18 protein-coding genes and 3 pseudogenes are annotated in these 17,800 nt (G+C 60.3%); 9 read left to right on the top strand and 12 right to left on the bottom strand.

Annotated elements, in window-relative coordinates:
• Positions 1 to 327: 327 nt before the first annotated feature.
• The 4 genes and pseudogenes from N1937_RS04425 to N1937_RS04440 all read right to left on the bottom strand — a co-directional run bounded on the left by N1937_RS04425 (position 328) and on the right by N1937_RS04440 (position 2,659).
• Positions 328 to 906, bottom strand: coding sequence for a BA14K family protein (locus N1937_RS04425; RefSeq protein WP_260057570.1), 579 nt, complete (start codon positions 904 to 906; stop codon positions 328 to 330).
• 144 nt (positions 907 to 1,050) lie between these two features.
• A pseudogene (locus N1937_RS04430) lies at positions 1,051 to 1,235 on the bottom strand (kinase); the annotation flags it as partial.
• A 26-nt stretch (positions 1,236 to 1,261) separates the two neighbouring features.
• A complete protein-coding gene (locus N1937_RS04435) occupies positions 1,262 to 1,696 on the bottom strand; it encodes a hypothetical protein (protein WP_260057572.1) in 435 nt (144 codons plus the stop codon).
• Positions 1,697 to 1,768: 72 nt separating this feature from the next.
• Positions 1,769 to 2,659, bottom strand: coding sequence for a LysR family transcriptional regulator (locus tag N1937_RS04440; protein WP_260057574.1), 891 nt, complete (start codon positions 2,657 to 2,659; stop codon positions 1,769 to 1,771).
• A gap of 104 nt (positions 2,660 to 2,763) precedes the next feature.
• Between N1937_RS04440 and N1937_RS04445 the strand changes: the two genes are divergently transcribed.
• The 3 genes from N1937_RS04445 (at position 2,764) to N1937_RS04455 (ending at position 5,550) form a co-directional block, all read left to right on the top strand.
• The gene (locus N1937_RS04445; RefSeq protein WP_260057575.1) at positions 2,764 to 3,633 is read left to right on the top strand and encodes an SDR family oxidoreductase; all 870 of its coding nucleotides are present in this window, start codon (positions 2,764 to 2,766) and stop codon (positions 3,631 to 3,633) included.
• A gap of 37 nt (positions 3,634 to 3,670) precedes the next feature.
• The gene (locus N1937_RS04450) at positions 3,671 to 4,144 is read left to right on the top strand and encodes an SRPBCC family protein (protein WP_260057577.1); all 474 of its coding nucleotides are present in this window, start codon (positions 3,671 to 3,673) and stop codon (positions 4,142 to 4,144) included.
• Between the two features lie 467 nt (positions 4,145 to 4,611).
• Positions 4,612 to 5,550, top strand: coding sequence for a sialate O-acetylesterase (locus N1937_RS04455; RefSeq protein WP_260057578.1), 939 nt, complete (start codon positions 4,612 to 4,614; stop codon positions 5,548 to 5,550).
• A 994-nt stretch (positions 5,551 to 6,544) separates the two neighbouring features.
• Here N1937_RS04455 and N1937_RS04460 read toward each other — a convergent pair.
• The gene (locus tag N1937_RS04460; RefSeq protein ID WP_260057579.1) at positions 6,545 to 7,237 is read right to left on the bottom strand and encodes a type 1 glutamine amidotransferase domain-containing protein; all 693 of its coding nucleotides are present in this window, start codon (positions 7,235 to 7,237) and stop codon (positions 6,545 to 6,547) included.
• 121 nt (positions 7,238 to 7,358) lie between these two features.
• Here N1937_RS04460 and N1937_RS04465 point away from each other — a divergent pair, with 121 nt between their 5' ends.
• A complete protein-coding gene (locus N1937_RS04465; protein WP_260057580.1) occupies positions 7,359 to 8,291 on the top strand; it encodes a LysR family transcriptional regulator in 933 nt (310 codons plus the stop codon).
• A 289-nt stretch (positions 8,292 to 8,580) separates the two neighbouring features.
• Here the strand turns inward: N1937_RS04465 and N1937_RS04470 are convergent, their stop codons facing one another.
• Complete coding sequence (locus N1937_RS04470) at positions 8,581 to 9,396, bottom strand: alpha/beta hydrolase (RefSeq protein WP_260057581.1); 816 nt, start codon at positions 9,394 to 9,396, stop codon at positions 8,581 to 8,583.
• Positions 9,397 to 9,614: 218 nt separating this feature from the next.
• On the opposite strand from N1937_RS04470, the pseudogene N1937_RS04475 reads away from it, so the two are divergent.
• A pseudogene (locus N1937_RS04475) lies at positions 9,615 to 9,947 on the top strand (TetR-like C-terminal domain-containing protein); the annotation flags it as partial.
• Between the two features lie 248 nt (positions 9,948 to 10,195).
• On the opposite strand, the gene N1937_RS04480 reads toward N1937_RS04475, so the two are convergent.
• From N1937_RS04480 to N1937_RS04495, 4 genes are all read right to left on the bottom strand, one after another.
• The gene (locus tag N1937_RS04480) at positions 10,196 to 10,642 is read right to left on the bottom strand and encodes a hypothetical protein (RefSeq protein WP_260057583.1); all 447 of its coding nucleotides are present in this window, start codon (positions 10,640 to 10,642) and stop codon (positions 10,196 to 10,198) included.
• A 208-nt stretch (positions 10,643 to 10,850) separates the two neighbouring features.
• Positions 10,851 to 11,429: a DUF308 domain-containing protein gene (locus N1937_RS04485; RefSeq protein ID WP_260057584.1), complete on the bottom strand. Its 579-nt coding sequence runs from the start codon at positions 11,427 to 11,429 to the stop codon at positions 10,851 to 10,853.
• 236 nt (positions 11,430 to 11,665) lie between these two features.
• A complete protein-coding gene (locus tag N1937_RS04490) occupies positions 11,666 to 12,295 on the bottom strand; it encodes a hypothetical protein (protein WP_260057585.1) in 630 nt (209 codons plus the stop codon).
• A gap of 72 nt (positions 12,296 to 12,367) precedes the next feature.
• Positions 12,368 to 12,958, bottom strand: a complete 591-nt coding sequence (locus tag N1937_RS04495) for a TetR/AcrR family transcriptional regulator (RefSeq protein ID WP_260057586.1) — start codon at positions 12,956 to 12,958, stop codon at positions 12,368 to 12,370.
• A gap of 198 nt (positions 12,959 to 13,156) precedes the next feature.
• Between N1937_RS04495 and N1937_RS04500 the strand changes: the two genes are divergently transcribed.
• From N1937_RS04500 to N1937_RS04510, 3 genes and pseudogenes are all read left to right on the top strand, one after another.
• Entirely contained in the window at positions 13,157 to 13,873 is a 717-nt protein-coding gene (locus tag N1937_RS04500; RefSeq protein ID WP_260057588.1) for an SOS response-associated peptidase, read from the top strand.
• Positions 13,874 to 13,948: 75 nt separating this feature from the next.
• On the top strand, positions 13,949 to 14,269 hold the full coding sequence (locus N1937_RS04505; protein ID WP_260057589.1) for a hypothetical protein: 321 nt from the start codon (positions 13,949 to 13,951) through the stop codon (positions 14,267 to 14,269).
• Positions 14,266 to 14,483, top strand: a pseudogene (locus tag N1937_RS04510) (hypothetical protein). Before N1937_RS04505 ends, N1937_RS04510 begins: the two are co-directional and overlap by 4 nt.
• 25 nt (positions 14,484 to 14,508) lie before the next feature.
• Here N1937_RS04510 and N1937_RS04515 read toward each other — a convergent pair.
• Positions 14,509 to 15,336, bottom strand: a complete 828-nt coding sequence (locus N1937_RS04515; RefSeq protein WP_260057590.1) for an oxidoreductase — start codon at positions 15,334 to 15,336, stop codon at positions 14,509 to 14,511.
• Positions 15,337 to 15,416: 80 nt separating this feature from the next.
• Between N1937_RS04515 and N1937_RS04520 the strand changes: the two genes are divergently transcribed.
• A complete protein-coding gene (locus tag N1937_RS04520) occupies positions 15,417 to 16,355 on the top strand; it encodes an AraC family transcriptional regulator (protein ID WP_260057592.1) in 939 nt (312 codons plus the stop codon).
• Positions 16,356 to 16,370: 15 nt separating this feature from the next.
• Here N1937_RS04520 and N1937_RS04525 read toward each other — a convergent pair whose 3' ends face one another.
• On the bottom strand, positions 16,371 to 17,708 hold the full coding sequence (locus N1937_RS04525; protein WP_260057593.1) for a TadE/TadG family type IV pilus assembly protein: 1,338 nt from the start codon (positions 17,706 to 17,708) through the stop codon (positions 16,371 to 16,373).
• Between the last annotated feature and the right edge of the window lie 92 nt (positions 17,709 to 17,800).

Consider the following 17,800-nt stretch of genomic DNA (forward strand, 5'->3'; position numbering starts at 1 on the left):
CACTGACCGGCCTTGTGCGAGGGCTTCCTCCAGAAGTGCGAGGAGCTACATAGCAGGGCGCGAAAAAGTGTCCGGCGCTTTTGCGACGATGCTTGGTGGTCTGTCACGACCGGTGCAGCGCCGAGAGTCGACGGCGGCGCCGTGGACTCGCTCATCTAAACCCGATCCAAACCCACGCCGTGGTCACCGGCTTCAGACGCAGAAGACCGCCAGGCTGCTGAGTTTCGCACACACTTCAGCGGTCAAATCCCACTTGGGAAAGGCGAAGAATCCGATACCGGCGCTTCGGAAAAAGCGCCGGGTGGTCACCAAGCACGCCCGCAATCATCAGTAGGGCGAGATGCACGCACGCCGCGGACCGTAATAGGGCTGGAAGGTGTTGTCGTAAGCCCTGTAAGACCGGTAGCGCGCATAGCACCAGCTTACATGTCCGTTGCCGCCACTATAGACCTGGCTGTAATAGCGCGGCGCGTAATAGCGTGGCGCGTAGTAGCGCGGACGGTAAAGGGTCGACCCGTAGTAGCGCGGCGGACCGTAATAGGGCGATCCGTAGTAGCCCTGGCCGTAATAGCCTTGATCGTAGTAGCCCTGATTGTAGTAGGCCCCACCGTAATAGCCCTGACCATAATACGGCTGTGCCAGCATTCCGCCGATGATTGCGCCGGCCGCGAGCCCACCGAGTCCCCAGGCCCAGCCGTTGTTACTACCGTGGTGTCCATGCCCGTAGTAGCCTCCATGCCCGTAGTAGCCTCCATGGCCGTAGCCGCCGCCGTGATGTCGGTACTGGACCGGCTGCGCCTCTGCGCCTTCGATCTTCGGCATGGCAACGGTGGGAAACGCCATGGCCGGCGGGACGCTCGTCAGCGCCGTCACCAGCGACAGGGCAACGATTGCTAACCTTTTCATTGGCTCATCTTTCCTTCTACTGCACCGCGCGTCGAAGTCGGCGCGCAAGGGCGTTTCAGCCCTCTAGGTAAACTGATCGATTTTACCCTAAAATAGACTTTGATTCGAGGAATTATGCAGGAAAGCTTTCGTCGACGGCGGGGTCGCGAGAGGCCGGTGCAGCAAGTGTTCAGAGGGCAAGCCGATAGAGCACTCCATCCGGCTGGAATGTCTCAGCGGCGTTGTGCATCAAAGCAGGGGTCTTGCCGTCGGCCCGTGCGTCGCCGGCATCCGGCTTGCGGGCCTCGATCGCCCGGAAGCACCTGGCGCACACCCTCCGGAGCATCTCCCGGTTATCGGCGCAGGTTGATCAAGCCTACTGCTGAAGCTCGGCATCATGCGCGGCTTTCAACGCGTCGCATCCTCCAAGCTCTTGCGTCGCGGACGACGCCCACTCCTGCACCTGCGGTTCGGAGAGCGCCAGACCAGGGTCTCCATCCTGAGCGAGAAGCTTTAGGCTCGCCCCCTCCGTCTTTGCAATCGCCGCCTCGAGCTCGGAATAGATCTCTGTTCCAGGACCACAACCTTGTTTCTCGACATATTGTAAAAATCGCGGGCGCATCGGCTTCGGTTCCGCCCCGCAATATCTCTCCGCAAGCACATGCATGATCAGCGCGTAGTCGATTCCCATGAAACGCGACTCGATCGGTTCGTTAGGTTTGAAACTGGTTCTGCAAAAATTTGGCGGTTCTGCGTTGGCGGCAGCGAGCGGCACGGACGCCAATATTGCGCCAAGTAGGTAACGAAACACGCTGCTCTCCTCTGGATGTCGATCTCGTCGGTTATGGGCCAGATTCCCTGCGTCTGAAAGCGGGTTCGGTCATCATCTGCCGATATAGGCAGCTAGTTCGTCCGCCGTTCCATTGGGGAAGGCCTGTTTCAGAAAATCCAGGAACGCCGACACGCGCGCGCTGAGCAGCCGCCGGGAGGGGTAAAGCGTCCAGAGGGTGACCTCGGGGGCGTCAATCTCCCCCCAATTGACCAGAGTGCCGTCAGCCAGGTCGTGGCTCACCAACGAAATCGGAAGACGGCCTGCGCCGACGCCGGCGCGCACCGCATCCCGGATCGTGATCAGCGTTGACAAGGTGAGGACCGGCTCGATTTTGATCGTCGACCGGCCGCCTGATGTCTTCACCTGCCATGTGTGCGCTTCGGATGCCCCGCGCGCGACCCCGGGAGCGGCGCGTCCGCCGGTCGGGCGGGGAAGATCGGGGCTTGCCACCACAACCAGCCGATCATGCAGAAACGCCCGTCCGACCAGGCTCTCGTCGGGATCGGGATTGACCCGGATGACCAGATCGTAGCCTTCCTCGATCATATCGACGGACCGGTCCTCACTCGTCACCTCGAGCCTCACCTCCGGATATTGGAGGGCAAAGCCGGCGGCGATCCTTCCCATCGCGGTCTGGGAAAAATGTAGAGGTGCGCTGATCCGCAATCTCCCCTTGGGTTTCTGACCGCCTGAGGCAATCGCTACAGCCGTCTCGTCCAGTTCGGCGAGCAGCGCCGCCGTCCGCTCGAACAGCGCCCGCCCTTCTTCGGTCAGCTTCAGGTTACGCCCGCCCCGTTCAAACAGCCGTAGAGCGAGATCGCTTTCCAGCTCGGCGACGCGGCGCGACAATGTCGCCTTCGGCCGGCCCGTCGCCCGTGCGGCTTTGCCGAAGCCGCCATGGCGGGCAACAAGATTGAAATCGGCAAGCGCGAGAAGATCCATATCCGTTCCACCAGTGAGACTGTCTGTCTAAAATCGCCGTCTATCGGACTGCCAGTGAACCATACATATTCCGGGTGTCAAGCAACCCAACACGGAGAAAGACCATGACCATTCTCGTTACCGGTGCCACAGGCAATGTTGGCCGCCAAGTCGTCGAACACCTCGTCAAGCACGGCGCCGATGTCCGCGCTCTTGTCCGCGACCCGTCGAAAGCCGATTTCCCGGCTGGTGTCAGCGTCGTGCAGGGCGAGTTCCTCGACGTCGACTCGCTGCGCAACGCCATGTCGGGCGTGTCGACGCTGTTCCTGCTCAGCGCCGTGGTGCCGGACGAATTCACCCAGGCTTTGATTGCGCTGAACGTCGCCCGATCGGCCGGCATCGAGCGGATCGTCTATCTCTCGGTGATCCACGCCGACCTCTACGTCAACGTGCCGCATTTCGCCGGCAAGTTCGGCGTCGAGCGGATGATCGAGCAGATGGGTCTCAAGGCGACGATCCTGCGCCCGGCCTACTTCATCCAGAACGATCTGACGGTCAAGGATGTCATCACCGGCTACGGCGCCTATCCGATGCCGATCGGCGCCAAGGGTCTCGCCATGATCGACGTTCGTGATATCGCTGAGATCGCCGCCCTTGAGCTGCTGCGCCGCGAACAGTCTGCGGAGCCGCTGGCGCTTAACCGGATCAACCTCGTCGGTCCGGAGACGCTGACCGGGGCTGGTATCGCCGCCATCTGGTCTGACGTGCTCGCCCGCCCGATCGCCTACGGCGGCGACAATACCGAGGCCTTCGAGCAGAACCTCAAGCAGTTCATGCCCGCCTGGATGGCCCACGACATGCGCCTGATGGGCGAGCGTTTCCTGACTGACGGAATGCTGCCTGAGACGGGCGACGTCGAGCGCCTGACGAATCTGCTCGGCCGGCCGCTGCGCTCCTATCGCGTCTTCGCCCTGGAAACCGCTGCCTCCGCCTGAGGCAGCAATAGCGATCTAACCCAAAAGGAGTATCACCATGATTTATTCCACAGCCACAATTCCGGTGAACCCGAACGGCGAAACCCCTTTGACACGCGCCGAGGCCTGGCAAGGTCTCGAACGCAAGGCACGCGACGCCCGGCTCTTTCTTCCCGTCGGTCTCTGCACCCGCTGCGATGTCGTCGAGGAAAGCCCGACCCATTTCGTGCGCGAGGCGACGATTGCCGGGCAGGATCTGCGCGAGATCATCACCCTGGAGCCGCAAAGCAAGGTCACCTTCTTCCAGGCGACGGGGCCACGCGAGGGAGCGATCATCAACGAGCTGTTCGAGGATGAAGACGGTCAGCTGCAACTGCGGTTCTACTGCTATCTCGGCCTGCGCGGCAAACGGCCGAACGGCCCGGAAGAGCAGGCCGAGCAGGCACAATTCGATGGCGAAACGGGCTACAAGGCCGCCCTTCTATCGACATTGAAGCGGACCCGCGAACTGCTGGCAGAGGGAAAGCTCTGAGCGCCGCCGGAACCACAAACAACAGGGTGGCCTCTTGACGAGGCGCCCTGCCTCGCGTCGCACAAAACGGTGCGGCCGATTTCGAAAGATGCGTCAGGTCCAGCGCGCAAGATCGGTTGGCGGTTGCGCAACATTAGTGGAAATGCCTCGTAACCGGTCTTCCGCTCCCACGGGGGTCTCGCTGCCCAATCGGTGATCGCCTTTCCATGGACGGGCAACGGCAGTTTCTCCATGGCGCTGCAAGCTGCATAGCAGGCACGATCTCTCACCCAACCGGATGAATTGCAATCACTCGTACGGTCTATAGTTTAGAGCAGGTTTCCGGCGAGCCCACGCGAAATTGTCGTCGATTGGGGCTCGCCGGAAGCAAGCAGATGTGGCTGGCGTAAAGGAACCTTCATGGCTGGAGCAGCCTTGAGCGCTCCGATAGGCTCCATGTCATCGGATGATGATTAAAGGGCAACGACATGCGCAAAACGATGGCAGCCGGCCTGGCCGCCTTGATCGCCATTTACTTTCTCGGCGGCATGAGCGCGAGACATGAGATCTTTCCTTGGCCACAACTTTCCGCGCTGAAGAAAATGGTTGGCGGAGAGAAGCCGGCGGCTCCAAGCCGTTATACTTTCGACGACAAGGCGCGAGTCATCGGGGATGAATCAAAAACGCCTGTGACCTGCCCGGCTCAGACTGACCGAACGGCTGTCTTACTCATTCTTGGCCAATCGAACGCGGCCAACGACGGTGGACAACGGCACACGTCAAATTATGGCACCCGCGTTGTAAACGCCTTTGACAAACGGTGCTTCGTCGCGGCGTCGCCACTTCTTGGATCGACCGATACAAAGGGAGAGTACTGGACGCTTCTTGGGAACAATTTGATCGCATCGGGACAAAATGACAGCGTCATCCTCGCACCTCTCGCATATTCCGGATCTGAGGTCGCACGATGGGCGACAGGCGGTGACCTCAATCCTGTGCTGGTCGACACGCTGAAACAGCTTCAGAATTCCGCTTATCGGATAACGAGCGTCCTCTGGGTGCAAGGAGAGAAGGACCTCGTCATGGGCACCACTGCGGAGGCCTATCAGGAACATTTCATATCGATGGTCGACACATTGCGTCAGCACGGCGTCGAAGCGCCCGTTTACATTTCGATCGCATCGAAATGCCTCGAACCGAGCAACGGCGGCTTCAAGGAGCATATTCCAGACAATCCGATCGTACGGGCGCAACTGGCCCTGTCAAAAAGCGGCCACGGTATCCGAGAGGGGGTAAATTATGACGCGTTGCTCGATGGAGAAGACCGCTACGACGATTGTCATATCGGGGGCTCAGGCGCGGAGAAAGTGTCGGGGGCCTGGCTGAACCTTCTGCGCGGCGATCGCCGCCTGGAAAGCTCTCGATAGTCTTGCCTGAACCGATTTTCGCTCCTTCGCGAGCGTCGGCTTCTATCCAGCGGGCGATATTATCCTTCTACGACCTTTTGCCATGCGCTCCGCCGGCGAGCGAATATGTGCAAGTGACCTACCGGATACGGAATTTCGCGACGTTTTGAAACCGCCTTGAAACCCATTCAACCGGCTGCCACTCCGCTTCTGGCGACCCTGCAAAGTGCATCAAAGACGTTGCTTTGGAAAGAGTTCGCCAGCAAGTGGAGATCAAAGCAGCGGAATGATTGGTTCGGCTGTTCGTCAGATCCAGAGTGGCCGCCCAACGTACAGGAGACGCAATGCTTGGGGTATAGCAAGTGATCGCTGAGCGGCCCGCCCCAATGATACAAAATATGACTCAAAGTTGAAGTAAATTTCTATTTTCGTGCGAAATCGAACAATGTATCCTGTAGTTGAAATATCAAATCTGTGGATAACGAATTTCCTAAAAGTAATATTTATTGCAAGGACACTGAGGTTGTGCGAGTAGTCATTCCAACGCCACGACGCGTTGTTCCTAAAAACCACCCCTCTTCCTGATCCCCGCTCTTGCGGGGTTTTCTTTTTCTGGCTCGGTTAACCTCCGCTAACCGAGCATATTAGAGATCTATCCACCCAACGGTACGGAACCGCGCAGCAACTTTTTCCGGCTATCTGCCGTTAGGCATATAGGATCGCACAGGTGGCCCCATGCGGGGCCGTCCGCCATCCCTTCTTTCGCCCTGTGCGATCCACCTTTCCCAATTGCCTCTGCCTCGTTTCGGCGGGGCTCATTTTCGATCTGCGGCGAGCAATGAGTGGTGCGATCCGTGCGGAAAGAGCACCGGGAACCTAGCCGGCCCCTTTCTCGTTAGATCGGTAGGAAAGCACGGGTGTTCCTCCTGCGCGATCCATGAACTTGCCCCGTCTCGGCGGGGCCTTTTTTTCGATTCGTGCGCCGCGGAAACACCGGCGCCGCCAGGCATGTTGATCAGGCGGCCTTTGCCGCCGCCACGGCGGCAAGCAGGATGCCGGCAGTCTGCACCGATGAACCGGGGTTCTGACCGGTGATCAGGAGGCCGTCCCGCACGGCATAGGACGACCAGTCATCGCCGCTGGAGTAGATGCCGCCATTCTCCTTCAACATGTCCTCGACCAGGAACGGCACCACCTGGCTGAGGCCGACGCCGTCTTCCTCGGAATTCTTGAAGCCGGTGACCTTTTTGCCCTGAACCAGCGGCGTGCCGTCGGCAGCCTTGACGTGGCGCAGCACACCCGGTGCGTGGCAGACAAAGGCGACCGGCTTGCCGGCCTGAAAGAGCGATTGGATGAGGGCGATCGAATGCTTGTCTTCCGCGAGATCCCACAGCGGGCCATGACCGCCCGGATAAAACACCGCGTCGTAGTCGGCATGGGAGACCGAAGCGAGCTTTACGGTCGAGGCGAGCACGGACCTAGCATCCGGGTCGGCATGAAAGCGGCGGGTCTGGTCAGTCTGGAAGTCCGGTTCATCGCTCTTCGGATCGAGAGGCGGCTGTCCGCCCTTCGGCGATGCGACGGTGATGTCGGCGCCGGCTTCGAGGAAGGCATAATAGGGAGCGGCAAACTCTTCGAGCCAAAAGCCGGTCTTCCGGCCGGTGTTGCCCAGTTGGTCGTGCGAGGTGAGAACCATGAGGATTTTCATCTGGAGATCCTTTCGAGGCAGATGTGATCGGTTGCTTTCGATATGGGGATCATGCCTCGGCCATTCTCATTCCGGAAATTTATTTCTTTGATTTCAGATATGCGGTTTGCAATATATCTGGATGAAATATGACCTCAACCTCCTGCCTGTCTTCCTGGCGCTCATGGAAGAGCGCAATGTCACGCGCGCAGCCGAGCAACTGGGCATGACGCAGCCAGCCGTCTCCAACGCCTTGAACCGCCTTCGCGAGACGCTGCGCGATCCGCTCTTCATCCGCGAGCGCTACGGCATGAAGCCGACTGAGATGGCAGAGGCACTTGCTCCGGTGATCCGCGGGGCCTTGGCGAGCCTCGATGACGTCATTCTCGGTCAGCAGGCGTTCGATCCGGCGCGGGCGACACGGCAGTTCACCATCGCCCCGAACAGCTACGTCGAATTCGTCCTGATGCCGGTGATCGTGGCGCGGCTGCGGGAATGCGCTCCCGGGATCAGGCTGCGCCTGACGCCCTTCGGCAATGATCTGGCCGAGACCGGCGCGATATCAGGCGCGACGGAAATGGTGCTCGGCCGGATCGTCGAGCCGCCGGATAACATGGTCGTGCAGCATCTCATGGATGATGGACTGGCCTGTGTCGTGCGCAAAGACCATCCCGAGATCGCCGAAAGCATCTCCGAGCAACAGTATCAGCGGCTGCGGCATGTGAACGTGCTTCCGCCCGGCCGGATGCGCGTCGGCCTGTTCCAGATGCTGCAGCAGGCCGGCCTCAGGCGCGACGTCTCGGTCTCCGTCACCCATTTCCTGGCGGTCCCGGAAATGGTGGCCGTCACCGACTATTGCGCGACGCTGCCACGGCTGATCTGCCATCGCCTTGCCCGCGACCCGCGTCTCAAAGTCCTGCCCGCACCGGTCGATCTCGGCAGCTTCCCGGTCGAGCTCGCATGGCATATCCGCTACCGAAACGACCCCGCCCACCGGTGGCTGAGATCATTAATATCAGAGGTTGCAAAGGAAATCTCCGACGCTGCGGTGGCAGAAGCGATGGCTGGAAATTGAGAGCGCGTGTCGAGACCTCTGCGATGGCCTTCATGGGCGAAATTGCGGGCAAAAATCGGTGTTGATGGCACCCGAGGGGATAGGTCGCTGTTCCCCCCCTGCAGATGCCACGCAGCACTCCGTCCTCCTCGGGCTTGACCCGAGGATCCACTCTGGCCGCCTCGATCAGCAGCGGGCATGGATCCCAGGCAGGGCCTGGGATGACGGAGGGGCGGGCTTCACCCAACGCGCTGCCGGCGCAAACACCTCGCTCGCTCAGCGCCCTTTCTCCGCTCGTCCGCGACCGGATTCAGAGCCGGTTTCCTTTCAGCGCTTCCACAAAACGGATGACGTCACCGACCATGCTGTCGTTGAAGATATCGTTGTGACCCGCACCGTCATAGATCAACATCTGCTTGGGCTCGGGTGCAATGCCATACAACGCCTGCCCTGAAGAAAGCGGGATGCTGTCATCAAGCCGGCCGTGGAGGAACAACTTCGGTTGTCCTACTTTGCCTATGTTGAGGTCCGAGCGAAAGGGATCCTTGAGAAGAACCTCGACCGGGAGGAACGGATAATGCGTCTTCGCAACCGACAGTACCGAGAGGTACGGAGACACAAGAATGACGCCGCCCGCGGCCGGCCTGTTCGCGGCGGTATTCACGGCGACGCCAGTGCCAAGAGACCGGCCAAGCACAATGATCTCGCTTCCGCCGTGTGACGAAAGCCAGTCGAACGCGGCGAGCCCGTCTGTCAGCAGGCCCTGCTCGCTGGGTGAGCCGGTCGATCCGGGATAGCCGCGATAGGAAATCGCCAGCAATCCAATCCTCCGCGTGGTCAGCGCCTGGGCTAGAAACGCGTAATTGTCGAGGCGGTCACCATTTCCGAAAAAGAGGAGCACGCCGGGCTTGTTGCTGTCGCCCTGGCTGTACAGTCCCTGTAGCATCTCTCCGTCGGGCGTCTTGATGTGGACCGTCTCGCCCCAGCTCGCGCGCTCCGGACCAGGTGTGGCGCCGGCTCCGGGGTAAAGCAGGGCGCGCTGAGACAGATAGATCAGACCCGCAAGCGCCACGTAGGCGACGACCGCCATCAGCGGCAAGATCAGCAAGTACCTTGTAGCGCTCACGACAGACTGTACCCGCTGGTTTGGCAATGCCCAGAACGCTTTGCGGCAACCGCGGCCCGTTGCGGCGCGATGTGCTCAGCGCAGCGGCAATATAGACACAAAGCGTTCCTATGGAGAAGAGGCTCGAGAACCGACGATCGTGCTCGCCCTGTTGATCGCCAACTGTTCGCCGCAACCTACCAGCGCCTTGCCGGCAGGCGGGGCGAACGGGCAATGGCGAGTCCCTCATGGACGTTGCCATGGCCTATTTTGCCTTTGTGCACAGTCGCCCGGCACTCTACGAGGCCATGTTTATTCTGCCGACCCAACTGCAGATCGCCGAGGCTGAAACGAGAGCGGAACTTCGGGCCGGTTTCGACGCCATTGCAGCAGCCGTTTCGCCGTTCTGTGCCGATGTGGAGATCATGACCGAGACATTCTGGGCAGCCCTTCATGGGCTTGCCGAGCTCGAACGTTCAGGCCGCATTCGGCCCGGCATGCGCGACAAACGGATCGCGCTCGTTGTCCAGGCGATCGTGGATGCGGGAGGAAACGCGCCTGGCCGTGGCTGATGACATTCCGTCGGATGTTGCATCGGCTACCGGATGTGGAGCGCGCAACTTCAACGGAGAGCTGTCGCCGATCATGTCCGGATACGTCGCTGTCCTTGCTCCAGACGCCACCCCACGCTCCGGTTCTCCTCGGGCTTGTCCCGAGGATCCACTCTCGCCTCTATCGGCAGCGGGCATGGATCCAGGCTCAAGGCCTGGGATGACGGAGGGTAAGGCGGGTTTCGACAACCAAATGGGCGGCAAAACTATCAGTCGACACCGTGGCAACGAACCAGGTCCTCAATGGCCTGTTCGTACTGCTGGCGTTCGAACTCAAACGGGCCAAAGCTTTCATAATTCCGCCTTGGCCGATGCGGCTGGCTGAACCCGTCCCATACCACCTTGTTCTGGTGCGGGCGAACATGGGCGACAAGGGGCCAGCATCCGACCTCGCCACATTCACACGACAAGACATAGATTTCGCCCTGTCCACCGCCTTGTACGGGCTCCTCCCGACCAAGGAAGTAGCTCGATAGCGGACCGAAGCGGTAGAATGAGGGTATGAGGCCGCCATATCCGCCGGCAGGATCGCCGTAGCCGGCGGCGCGTTCGAAGTCCGCCACGAGTTGATCCAAGCCCACTCCATCCACGCACGGAACGATGGCTACTGTCTCTTCGTCCTTGTTTTTGAACTTGAAGCTGAGAACGTTTTTCATCTTGCTCTGGATAGAACCGGTCAGCGCTCGCAGTCAACTTCCCGCTATTGGGCCGGCGTCGCAAAATGGCATGTTTGAGACCTCGGCGAGGCCTTTCATGGGCAAAATTCGGTGTTGATGGCAGCCGACCACATCCGGATACGTCGCTATCCTTGCTCCAGACGCCACCCCACTCTCCATCCTCCTCGGGCTTGACCCGAGGATCCACTCACGCCTGCTTTCGCCGCATCTGCGTGACGCTCCGCCAGACGGCCGAGACCAGGAAATAGAAGGCGCCGAGGCCGGCGTAGCCGGCGATATTGGCGATTGACGGCGGCTCCGGCATTTGCGCCTGGGCGATGAAGAAGGCGCCTGCCACTGCGGATTGGCCGCCGCTGAGGATCATCGCCCACTGGCCGCCATTGGTCTTCCAGCGCCGGACAGCGGTTCCGAGCTGCAGCAGGCCGGAAAAGATCGCCCAGAGGCCGAAGACGCCGAGGACCCAATTCATGCTCATCGTCAAAGCGACGATCACCGCCGCTGTCGTCAGCGTGCTGACGGCGACGTTGATTGCCTGGCTGCGGTTGTTTGCCAGGCCGCCGTTCCGCGCTGCGTCGACCAGGTTGGCGGCGGCATCCCAGGCCGGATAGACGATCAGCAGGGCGGCCGCGACGGCAAGCGACTGGCGGCCTGCCGTCAAGGCGGTTGCCACCCAGATGGCGGAAAAGGCTGCTCGGGTGAAGTAATAGCGCGTCAGCCACTCTTCCCTGTCGCCGGATGCGACGGTGGTTTGATCGGTGGTCATCATGATCTCTTTCCTGAATGTGATGGTGTTGGTCTGATAGGGGCGGCTCACCGTCATCGGTGGCGGCGTCCGTCATGGGGATTGGATTTTCTTGGTTTGCCCGAACCGCTGGGCACCGCCGGGCTGCTGTCGAGACGACGTTCTCCGTCATTCGGGTCGATCGCCTGCCGATCAGGCGGCATTCCCTGGCAAATCGCCGGTCGAACCGGGGGCGGCCCGGCCGACCGGCGACGACGTGGTCACATGGGCGGGACCACGCCATTCTTGCCGACAAGCACCTGATGGGCGAGGGGGCCGGACGGCGACTTCTCGGCCGGAATGAAGACGACGGCGCCGGGCACGAGATCGTCCTTGGTGGCCGGAGCGATGGTCACGACGGGCGTGCCGTCCGGAATGCCGATCTTCTTTTCCTTGCCGTGATAGGAGACGGTGACGGTGCGGCCATCGACGCCCTTGACGGCGTCGGCGACGGTCGCATTGGTCATGCTGCTGTTGGGCTTGAGGTCCCAGCCATAGCTGCCTTCGCCGGCACCCTTCATTGCCGGCGGGAAGATCAGCACTTCAATCGCGCCGCCGCCGCCGCCTGCGCTCGGCAGCGATGCAATGCCGACGAAGTCGCCCGGCTTGATGTCGGTGACCGCGGCATTTGCAACGCTCGCCAGGTTCCAGCCGTCGGCAAGGGTGACATCGACGGTCTCTCCTTCGCGGGTCTTCACCTTGAGAGCGGAGCCGCTATAGGTGACGATGCTGCCTCTGACATGGATCTGCTCGGCCTTCTGGTCTTCGGCATGGACGGACGCCGCTGGAAGTGCCGTCGACGCGATAGCGGTGAGCCCCAGGAGGAGGGCGGGGATAATGGTCTTGATCATGTCGTTCTTCCTACTAGTTGGTAGTTTTGCTGAACGTGGTTGTCGCTCCGAGCTTTTATTCCGCCCGGAACTTTATCGAGCGGCGGTCGGAGTGAGCCGCTCCAGGGTGGGGGCGAGAATGGTGGCGAAGATCTCCGGGGTGCCGTAAGCACGGGCTGACAGCATGGCGCCGTGGACGGAGGCCATGAAGGCTTCAGCCTCGACGCGCGGTTCGCTCGACAGTTTCAAACTGCCATTCTTCAAGCCTCGCTCCATGACCGAGGTCAGCCATGTCGACGCAAAGCGGAAGAAAGCCTTGACCTCGGCTGCGACCTCCGGCGGCAGCGCCGGCAGTTCGCTTGCCAGCAGGGCGCACACGCAAAACGGCCGGCTGGCGTCCTCGATGCACTGGGCCCAGTGGCCCGCATAGGCCTGGAGGAGTGCCAGCGGATCCCGCACCTGCTGCTCCAGGCCCGCGATACCCGCTTCGGCATCTTCGCGATAGCGGACGACCAGCGTGCGCACCAGATCGGTTTTGCTTGGAAAGTGGTGATGGATGCTCGCCTTGCGGATGCCGACGACGGCAGCAATATCGGCATAGCTGAAGCCGTTATAGCCTCCGGTCATGATCAATGCTCGAGCAGAAGTCAGGATTTCGTCGGACGTCGTCGAAAGGTTGCTCATGGCGCTTATCTACCTTCCAGTAGGAAGGTTGTCAAGCGGAATGCAGTTTTCTGCCATCGGCCGTCGTTGAGGCGGTAACCGGCTTCACTCTTGACGCGGGCGAAAGTGATGACGGCATCGGTTGTAACGACCGGCCTTGACTCGCCTCGAAACACCAGAACATAATCGGAACATCTAATATGCGGGATGGAGTTCTGGATGTGCGGCCGCGTCTATATCAAGACCTCGCTTGAGGAACTGGTGCGCAATTTCGCCTTCGCGGAGCGTGGTGCGATCGATGCGCTCGGGAACCGATTTCCGCGCTATAACGGTGCGCCGACACTGGATTATCCCATCATCATTCGCGACATGGTCCGCGAGCCTGATATTATGGGGCCGGTATTCGCCAGCGCTCGCTGGGGTCTGATGCCGGAATGGATGAAGCCGGCAGGGCGGCCGCCACCGATCAATGCGCGCTGCGAGGGTATCGGTACCAACGGCCTGTTCCGCTCGGCCTACAGGTCGCGCCGCTGCCTGGTGCCGATCAACGGCTTCTTCGAGTGGAAGGATATTTTCGGCACCGGCAAGAACAAGCAGCCCTATGCGATCGCCATGGCTGACGGCTCGCCCTTTGCGCTCGCCGGCATCTGGGAGACGCGGCGCGAGAATGACATAGAGACTCGGAGCTTCGCCATCGTCACCTGTGAGCCGAATGCGATGATGGCGCAGATCCATGACCGCATGCCGGTCGTCCTGCACCGCGAAGATTACGAGCGCTGGCTATCGCCGGAGCCTGATCCGAGCGACCTGATGAAGCCGTTCCCGGCGGAACTGATGACCATGTGGCCGATCGGCCGCAATGTGGGTTCGCCCAAGAATGACACGGCTGACATCATCGATCCGATCGACCCCGATCCGGAACCGACGTTGATCTGAATTCACTGGCTCGGGCGGGAGCCATCCATCAACCATGCGGTCAAAGAGATACCTCGCGAGAGGACAGGACGACGCATGCCAGAACAAATCACCTGGAAATCGTGGGAATATGTCAGCGGCCGGGACATCAAATATAAATGGCGGCACGCCTGGAAAGAGAAACCCGGCGACGATTACGTTGCTTTTGACGGCGATACCCAGATCGGAAGGATATTCCGGTCACAGGCAGGCGGAGTGGTCGATAATCGATGGTTCTGGATCGTGGCGACGGACGGCAGCCATCGACTGGATTGGCCGTCGGCTGGATACGAAGACAGTGCCTACGTCGCCTCAAGGCGGCTCGAAATGATCTATGAGAGCATCAAGAGCGGAAAACCAAGGACGGCGCACCCATGAGCATCGAAGGCCATTCGCGTGCACCGGGCGCCAATGTGATCGTTGAGCATTATTGCGAGCACCGGCTTGCTGACGGCACAGGCTGCAAGGAATGGGGAGGTTGGGGCCACAGCCCATCCCCGGCTGTGCCAACGCGCTGGTGGTGTTGGGAACACAGGAACAGGCGCTGAGGCGGAAGCTGGAGGCTGCCGGGGGTGGGAAAATCACCCAATGAGAGCTGGCTGATTGATGTTCCGCCGTCAGCCGTCGGTCGAGACGGTGACAGGCTTCCACGCCTCGATCTCCTGCTGCAGGCGAGCGATCCTCTCTGACACGTGCCTGAGGGCGTCGCTGCCGAGCAGAAGCTGCGGCGGCGGATTATCGGATTCGATGAGGTCTAGAACCGCGGCGGCCAGTTTGGCGGGATCGCCGCGCTGCTTGCCGCTGACGGCCTGTCGCGCCTGGCGGATCGGGTCGAAAAGGGCATCATAATCGGCGATCGACCGCTCGGTGCGGACCATCGATCGTCCGGCCCAGTCCGTCCGGAAGGAGCCGGGGCAAAGGGTGGTCACATGCACTCCGAACGGCGCCATTTCCGCCCGCATCACTTCCGATATCCCCTGAAGCGCAAATTTGCTGCCGCAGTAATAGGCGATGCCGGGCATGGTGATCATGCCGCCCATCGACGTGACGTTGACGATGAACCCTTGGCGTCGCTGGCGAAACCTCGGCAGAAATGCCTTGGCAACGGCGACGGCGCCGAAGACATTGACGTCGAACTGACGCCGCATCTCTTCGATCGGCGACTCCTCGAGCACACCTTCATGGCCGTAGCCGGCATTGTTGATCAGCACGTCGACCGGCCCATGCTCTTCCTCCACTTGGCCGACGACATCATCGATACGGTCGAACTCGGTGACGTCGCAAAGGACCGGCCGCAGGCCAGGCAGGGTTTTGGCGAGCGCTGTCAGCGACGCCTGCGAGCGCACGGTGCCGATCACCGTGTGACCCGCCTGAAGAGCCGCAGACGCAATGGCGAGCCCGAAGCCGGAATTCGATCCGGTGATGAAGAAGGTCTTTCGTGTCATGAGCGAAGATTCCTTGATTGAGGATGGGATTTGACAAATAGTATGAAGAACCCCGTCCTTCGATGGCGGATTGTCTGAATATGTTGCCAAATCCTATGCAAGGTGATCGCGGCCCATCCAGGCGAGGGGAGATGGTCGCGCTGGCCGGACGTCTCGCCCCGCGTCACGGATACAATCCGACGGCGCTTAGCTCCGTCCGCATCCTGCGCACCGAAGCCGTGCTCCACGACATCCCGGTGCTCTATAGACCGGGCGCGGTTTTCGTCCTGCAGGGCAGCAAGCAGGGCATCCTCGAAGGCGAAGTCTTCCTCTATGATGAGGAGCATTATCTGGCGGTGTCGCTGCCTGTTCCATTCCGGATGACGTCGACCGCCAGTCCCGAGCGGCCATTGCTTGCGGTCTATGTCGAGTTCGATATGCAGATGGCGGCCGAGATCGCGCTGCAGGTGGAAAAACATGCCGAACTGCCAGGCGACGAGCCGAGAAGTCTCGTGTCGAGCAGGATGTCCGGTGATATAGAGGATGTGCTGCTGCGCCTGCTGACGGCGCTACGCAGCAGCGCTGAGACGGATGTGCTTGGCGCCGGCATCCTGCGCGAACTGCACTACCGTGTCCTGGTCGGTCCGCAAGGCGGTGCAATGATCGCGGCCCTTCAGCAGAAAGGCAGATCCGGAAAGATCATTCGGAGCCTGGCCTGGCTGCGGAAAAACTATGGCTCGGAGATCGCGATCACCGATCTGGCAAGAGAGGTGGGCATGAGCGTTCCCTCCTACCATGTCCATTTCAAGGCTCTAACCGGCAACAGTCCGATGCAATACGTCAAGGCGATGCGGCTTCACGAAGCAAGGTTGATGATCGCCCGCCGGACGAGAACGATCGCCGAGGTCGCGGCTTCGGTGGGCTACGCCAGCCCGGCGCAGTTCAGCCGCGACTTCAAGCGGCATTTCGGGCGCACCGCATCGGAAGAGATCAAGTGGGTCCAGCGCCACCTCGGCGAACCGGGTGACGATCACGGTTAGGCATAGCTCCCGGGCCTAGCTGGTTATCCGAGGCGCGCTGACGATCTTCAGGAACAAGGCCTCCATGGCCTGTTCAATACCTTCGGTGGGACTAACCGCGAAATAGAAGCCGGGGGTTGCGCATTCTTCCATTTTCGCGGCGATCTTGGTCTCGAAGGGCTTTACCCAATCCTTGTAGAAGTCGTTGTCGGGCAGGGGCAGATAGGTCGTATAAAGGACGGCGACTTTGATGCCGCGATCTTTGAGCTTCTGGCAATAAGTCGTGTCGATCGGTTCGATGCATCGTCCGCCGTTTACCCCTTTCGGGCTAGTGCAGCCGGCCGGCTTATAGCTATCCCCAACACCGTCAGCCACGAAAAATACGATCTTCTGGCGATCGGCATTGCTGGTGCCCTTGCCGACGTTGCCCTTGATTTCGCTTTCGATCCCTTTCAGCGCTTCGTCAAAGCTCGTCTGCTGGTCGCTGTAGTAGTTCTGATAAGGAATGCTCATAAGATTTATCATGTCCGTCGCGACTGCTACGGCGCTAAGATCATAGTCCAGGTCGGAGACCTTGAAGAGCTTTGCGGCTTTGGCGTCCTGGGCAGTCTTGCCGAACGTATAGGCAGCGACCCTGAATTGGCTTGCCATGGACTGCGTGTCCTTTGCCTTAGCCATCAAGGCTTTGACGGCAGCGGCGACCACGTCGATACGGATGGTCACGCCATTATTGCGTGCGACATTGTAATAGCTTTTCTTATCCTCGACGCCCTTTTCAGAAACGATATGGCATGCGAATGCGCAGTTTTTATCTTTGCCGCCATCGTGGCCGCTTGCTGTCGCATTTTTCATGGCGGTTATGTCAGCAGCGGTGGCCCCAACGCCCATTGATGGAGTGTTATCCAACAGCATGAAGAAATCCATGTAGGACGGCGTCTCATACTGGGCTGTTGCCGTCCCGGAAACGGTGATCTGATGAAATCCCATCACCTGCATGAAGCTCGTGGGCATCGTCGCGTTAAAGGATACGGTCGAGCTGAGAACACCGCCCTTTTTTTGAACGCTGATGTCGACGGTGACGGGCACGTCGCCATGTTCTTTAGACATCTGCGAAAAGAAGATCTTCTGGGCTTCGGATTTTCCGAGCGTCAGCGACCCATCGCCGGACATTGTGTTTGCTTGCGTTGCCGCTTGTGAATTCGGCGTAATGGATCCGACCGCCGCCGCGTCCGCAGCGGCATAGAGTTCGGTGCGAAGCGACAGGGCGCTGCCAAAATCAATGGCTGTACCCGCCGCCCCGAACAGCGGGACGACGAGCAGCGCCGTCATGATTCCGAAATTGCCGGATCGGTCAACAATGAAACGATGCAACATACAAAACCTGCCTTCCCGGTATCCGTGTTATTGGTTGCGCCGCAAGAAAATTTCTACAATCGCGATCACTAACAGCCGAATGTAAACCACAG

The sequence above is a fragment of the Rhizobium sp. WSM4643 genome (assembly GCF_025152745.1).
Classification (GTDB): Bacteria; Pseudomonadota; Alphaproteobacteria; order Rhizobiales; family Rhizobiaceae; genus Rhizobium; species Rhizobium leguminosarum_I.

What these genes read in the sequence shown, in the direction of transcription:
- N1937_RS04425 (WP_260057570.1), bottom strand. Translation starts at nt 906, where the DNA reads ATGAAAAGGTTAGCAATCGTTGCCCTGTCGCTGGTGACGGCGCTGACG.
- N1937_RS04440 (WP_260057574.1), bottom strand. Translation starts at nt 2,659, where the DNA reads ATGGATCTTCTCGCGCTTGCCGATTTCAATCTTGTTGCCCGCCATGGC.
- N1937_RS04445 (WP_260057575.1), top strand. Translation starts at nt 2,764, where the DNA reads ATGACCATTCTCGTTACCGGTGCCACAGGCAATGTTGGCCGCCAAGTC.
- N1937_RS04450 (WP_260057577.1), top strand. Translation starts at nt 3,671, where the DNA reads ATGATTTATTCCACAGCCACAATTCCGGTGAACCCGAACGGCGAAACC.
- N1937_RS04455 (WP_260057578.1), top strand. Translation starts at nt 4,612, where the DNA reads ATGCGCAAAACGATGGCAGCCGGCCTGGCCGCCTTGATCGCCATTTAC.
- N1937_RS04460 (WP_260057579.1), bottom strand. Translation starts at nt 7,237, where the DNA reads ATGAAAATCCTCATGGTTCTCACCTCGCACGACCAACTGGGCAACACC.
- N1937_RS04465 (WP_260057580.1), top strand. Translation starts at nt 7,359, where the DNA reads ATGAAATATGACCTCAACCTCCTGCCTGTCTTCCTGGCGCTCATGGAA.
- N1937_RS04480 (WP_260057583.1), bottom strand. Translation starts at nt 10,642, where the DNA reads ATGAAAAACGTTCTCAGCTTCAAGTTCAAAAACAAGGACGAAGAGACA.
- N1937_RS04485 (WP_260057584.1), bottom strand. Translation starts at nt 11,429, where the DNA reads ATGATGACCACCGATCAAACCACCGTCGCATCCGGCGACAGGGAAGAG.
- N1937_RS04490 (WP_260057585.1), bottom strand. Translation starts at nt 12,295, where the DNA reads ATGATCAAGACCATTATCCCCGCCCTCCTCCTGGGGCTCACCGCTATC.
- N1937_RS04495 (WP_260057586.1), bottom strand. Translation starts at nt 12,958, where the DNA reads ATGAGCAACCTTTCGACGACGTCCGACGAAATCCTGACTTCTGCTCGA.
- N1937_RS04500 (WP_260057588.1), top strand. Translation starts at nt 13,157, where the DNA reads ATGTGCGGCCGCGTCTATATCAAGACCTCGCTTGAGGAACTGGTGCGC.
- N1937_RS04505 (WP_260057589.1), top strand. Translation starts at nt 13,949, where the DNA reads ATGCCAGAACAAATCACCTGGAAATCGTGGGAATATGTCAGCGGCCGG.
- N1937_RS04515 (WP_260057590.1), bottom strand. Translation starts at nt 15,336, where the DNA reads ATGACACGAAAGACCTTCTTCATCACCGGATCGAATTCCGGCTTCGGG.
- N1937_RS04520 (WP_260057592.1), top strand. Translation starts at nt 15,417, where the DNA reads ATGTTGCCAAATCCTATGCAAGGTGATCGCGGCCCATCCAGGCGAGGG.
- N1937_RS04525 (WP_260057593.1), bottom strand. Translation starts at nt 17,708, where the DNA reads ATGTTGCATCGTTTCATTGTTGACCGATCCGGCAATTTCGGAATCATG.